This window comes from Halomonas sp. BC1 (genome assembly GCF_002078135.1).
GTDB lineage: Bacteria > Pseudomonadota > Gammaproteobacteria > Pseudomonadales > Halomonadaceae > Vreelandella > Vreelandella stevensii.
Genome location: NZ_LFGS01000004.1, coordinates 581,619 through 585,242, shown reverse-complemented (window position 1 = coordinate 585,242; position 3,624 = coordinate 581,619). Strand labels below are relative to the sequence as shown.

General features: G+C 64.9%; 3 protein-coding genes and 1 pseudogene. 2 read left to right on the top strand and 2 right to left on the bottom strand.

All coding sequences use genetic code 11. The features are described from left to right. Together B7L72_RS04290 and B7L72_RS04285 are read left to right on the top strand one after the other, a co-directional pair. Positions 1-775 (top strand): annotated as a pseudogene (locus B7L72_RS04290) (tRNA(Met) cytidine acetyltransferase TmcA); the annotation flags it as partial. A 27-nt stretch (positions 776-802) separates the two neighbouring features. Beyond that, the gene (locus B7L72_RS04285; protein WP_081192744.1) at positions 803-2,290 is read left to right on the top strand and encodes an aminoacyl-histidine dipeptidase; all 1,488 of its coding nucleotides are present in this window, start codon (positions 803-805) and stop codon (positions 2,288-2,290) included. A gap of 93 nt (positions 2,291-2,383) precedes the next feature. Here the strand turns inward: B7L72_RS04285 and B7L72_RS04280 are convergent, their stop codons facing one another. Further along, on the bottom strand, positions 2,384-2,860 hold the full coding sequence (locus B7L72_RS04280; protein WP_081192742.1) for a Dps family protein: 477 nt from the start codon (positions 2,858-2,860) through the stop codon (positions 2,384-2,386). A 184-nt stretch (positions 2,861-3,044) separates the two neighbouring features. Then, on the bottom strand, positions 3,045-3,624 hold a 580-nt coding region (locus B7L72_RS04275; protein ID WP_139788438.1), incomplete at its 5' end, for a glycerate kinase family protein.

Genomic DNA, 3,624 nt, shown 5'->3' with positions numbered 1-3,624 from the left:
CGGCTTTGACCCGGCGCTGGCCGAACAGGTGGCGCTGGGCCAACGGCGGCCCCAGGGGCATTTGCTGGCCCAGTCCCTGGCGGCTCACGGAGGGCATCGCGAGGCGTTGACCGCCCGCTGGCGCAGGGTGGTGCGCATTGCGGCTCACCCCGAGCGGCGTCGCGAAGGTTTGGGGCGCAGGCTGTTGGTAGCCGATATGGCCAGCGCAGCAGAGCAGGGCGTGGCGCTGTATGGCGCCACCTTCGGCGCGGAGGCGGGGCTACTGTCATTCTGGCTGGCCCTTGGGTTCACGCCGGTGCGGCTGGGCGTGACCCGGGAAGCGGCCACGGGGGAGTATGCCATCATGGTCGCCAAACCGTTGAACGAGATCGGCCAGGCCGTATTGCACAGTATGCAGCAAGGTTTTGTGGCGTCTTTGCAGGGGCTATTGGCCTTCGAGCTACGCGACTTACCCGCGCCGGTGGTGGCGCTGCTGCTGTCCGAGCTGCCTGAACGGCCGCTGAGTGCCGTGGAGCGACAAACGATTCACGACGTGGCCTATGCCCATCGCGACCCCGCCCTGGCGCGGGCTGCCTTGCAGGCGCTGGGGCGGGAGGCCAGCCGTGCGCCGCTGGGAGAGGCCCGGCTAGCGCATCAGCAGCTGGTGGCCTGGGCCTACCAGAATCAACCGCTGGCCGATGCCCCGCGCGAAGCCACGCAGCAACTGCGCCGAGTGACACAGCAGCTGATGACCGCGTCGATGCTTTTCTCGGATGGGCAGGAGCGGTTAAAGTAGCCCGGTTATCGATGACGAAGAGTTTCCATGAACGCACATCTAGAAGCGCTCGCGCCCACGTTGGTGTGGCAGCATTTTCGCACGCTGTGTAATACCCCTCGGCCATCGGGCCACGAGGCAGCGCTGGTCGCCAAGCTGGAAGCCTGGGCCGATGGCCTGGGGCTTGCCCATGACCGGGATGCCTTCGGCAACCTGCGTATCCGTAAGCCCGCATCACCGGGGTGTGAGGCAGCGCCGGGCATCATCCTGCAGGGGCACCTGGACATGGTGGCGCAGGCCAACGCAGGCCATGCCCACGATTTCACGCGGGACCCCATTCGTACGGTGGTCAAGGAGGGGTGGCTGCACGCTGAGGGCACCACGCTGGGGGCTGACAACGGCATGGGCGTGGCTGCCATTCTGGCCGTGCTGGAGGACCCGGAACTGACCCACGGGCCGCTGGAAGCGCTGTTCACCCTGGAGGAAGAGACCTCCATGGGCGGGGCGCTCAATCTGGCCGAGCAGTGGCTCGAGGGCTCACTGTTGCTCAACCTCGATAGTGAAGACCGTGGCCAGGTCTATATCGGCTGCGCGGGCGGTGCCGACGTGGTGGTGGATGCCCAACTGCCTGGTGCTGCGCTGCAGCCCGATGAGCAGGTCATCTCGCTCTCCTTGACCGGCCTCAAGGGCGGTCATTCGGGCATGGATATCGACAAGCCGCTGGGCAATGCCAACCGACTGCTGGTACGCGTGCTGTGGGCGCTTGAAGCCTTCGATGCGCGGCTGGTGAGCTATCAGGGCGGCACGCTGCGCAATGCCATTCCCCGTGAAGCCTTTGCCCAGGTGGCGCTGCCCGCCGACGATGTCGAGGCCGCGCTGGCTACGGTGGAAACCCTCGCTAGAACGCTCAAGGCGGAGCTGGGTAGCGGTGACCCTGGCCTGGTGCTGACGGCTACGCAAGCGGCCCCTGCCGAGGCCGAACCGCTGACCCGCGACGCCAGCGCCATGCTGCTGGCCGCCTTGCATGCGGCTCCTTGTGGGGTCGAGCGGATGAGCGCCGATGTGCCGGGGGTGGTCGAAACCTCCAACAATCTTGGCGTGCTGAGCGTGGAGCAGGGACGTTTTCACCTCTGTGCACTGGTGCGCTCGCTGCACGACAGCGCAGCGATGGCCATGGCCGGGCGCTTCCAGGCGCTGTTCGGGCTGATGGGTGCCCGCGTAAAGGTCGAAAATGGTTACCCAGGCTGGGCGCCCAACCCGGAAAGCCCGCTGTTGGCCACCTTCAATACTCGCCATGCGGCGCTGATGGGCCACGCTCCAGAGGTGAAGGTCATTCATGCCGGGCTGGAGTGCGGGATTCTGGGCAGCAAGTACCCTCATCTGGACATGATCTCGTTCGGGCCCTTGATTCGCGGTGCTCACTCACCGGACGAGCGCGTCGAAATTGCTTCCGTGGCGGAGTTCTGGGCCATGCTGCGTGACCTGATCGAAACCCTGGCCAGGCAAACCGCCGACTCGGCCAGTCGCCAGGTCTGAGCTGACATGCCCGCCCAGCAACATTGGCGGGCAACAAAAACGGCACCGCAAGGGTGCCGTGGGTGGTGTCTCGGCGGTGCGCCGCCGAGAGGCCTACTTGCCCAGGTAGGCGTTGAGCATCCAGACGGTCTTTTCCTGCTCGCGAATGTAATCGCCCGCCTGAGCGGCGGTACCTTCGTCGTCGGCGTCCGAGGCCAGCGACAGCAGCTCGCGCTGCAGCTCGATCAATGTCTGATATCCGCTGAGCACGCCTTTGACACAGGTTTTGCCGTCGTGGACATCCTTGTCTTCCTGAATGCGCGACAGGGCGATGTAGTCGCTGTAGGCGTGGATGGGCTTGTGTCCCAGGGTCAGGATGCGTTCGGCGACTTCGTCCACTTTGGTCAGCAGGTCGGTGTAGAACTCTTCGAACTTGGCATGCAGCTCGAAAAAGTCGTTACCCTTGACGTTCCAGTGGTAGCCCCGCACGTTCATGTAGAAAATCTGGTAGTTGGCCAGTAGATGATTCAGCTTTTCCGCAAGCTGGCTGGCGCTGCCTTCGTGTAGGCCAATGCTGTTGGTATCTTCCATTGTCTGCTCCTCCATCGTTTCGTTTTTTCCAGCTTAAGGCCCTGGTTGACCAATGCAAAACAGGTTTTTTGCATCGCCACCATAGCGGCCTGCCATGACCGGCGGTGAGCTGGCGACGGCTGACTCATCGCAACATATCAAGAGATGTTGGCGACCCGGCGATTTTTCAAGGGGGCCGCCGCCTTCAGTGGGCCAGCCACAGCCGGGCTATGCTGTCGCAGCGGTCGCTGAGCAGTTCAGCGGTACGCGGCAGGGCGTCTTCCAGGCCCATGGGGCCATCGGCCAGGGCAAAGGCGGCGGTGACGCCTTCATTCAAGCAGGCCTGCCAGCCCTCCCCCAGGCTGCCCGCCAGCACGATGACCGGTTTACCCAGGCGCTGGGCGGCACGGGCCACGCCAATCGGGGTCTTTCCAGAGAGACTCTGGCCATCCAGGCGGCCTTCGCCGGTGATCACCAGATCCGCCTTGGCCAGCAGGCTGCTCACCTGGGCTTGCTGCATGATCATGTCGATACCCGGCGAGAGTCTGGCGTTCAAGAAGCTGCTGGCGGCAAAGCCCATGCCGCCCGCGGCACCCGCGCCTGGCATGTCTCGGTCATCGCGACCCAGGGCTTCTACGGCGAGCGTGGCAAAGTGCCCCAAAGCGCGGTCGAGGGTGGCCACGTCGTCGGGGCTGGCCCCCTTTTGCGGCCCGAACACGGCGCTGGCACCGCGCTCACCGAGCAGCGGGTTATCCACGTCCACGGCGGCCGTGACGTCCAGGCTG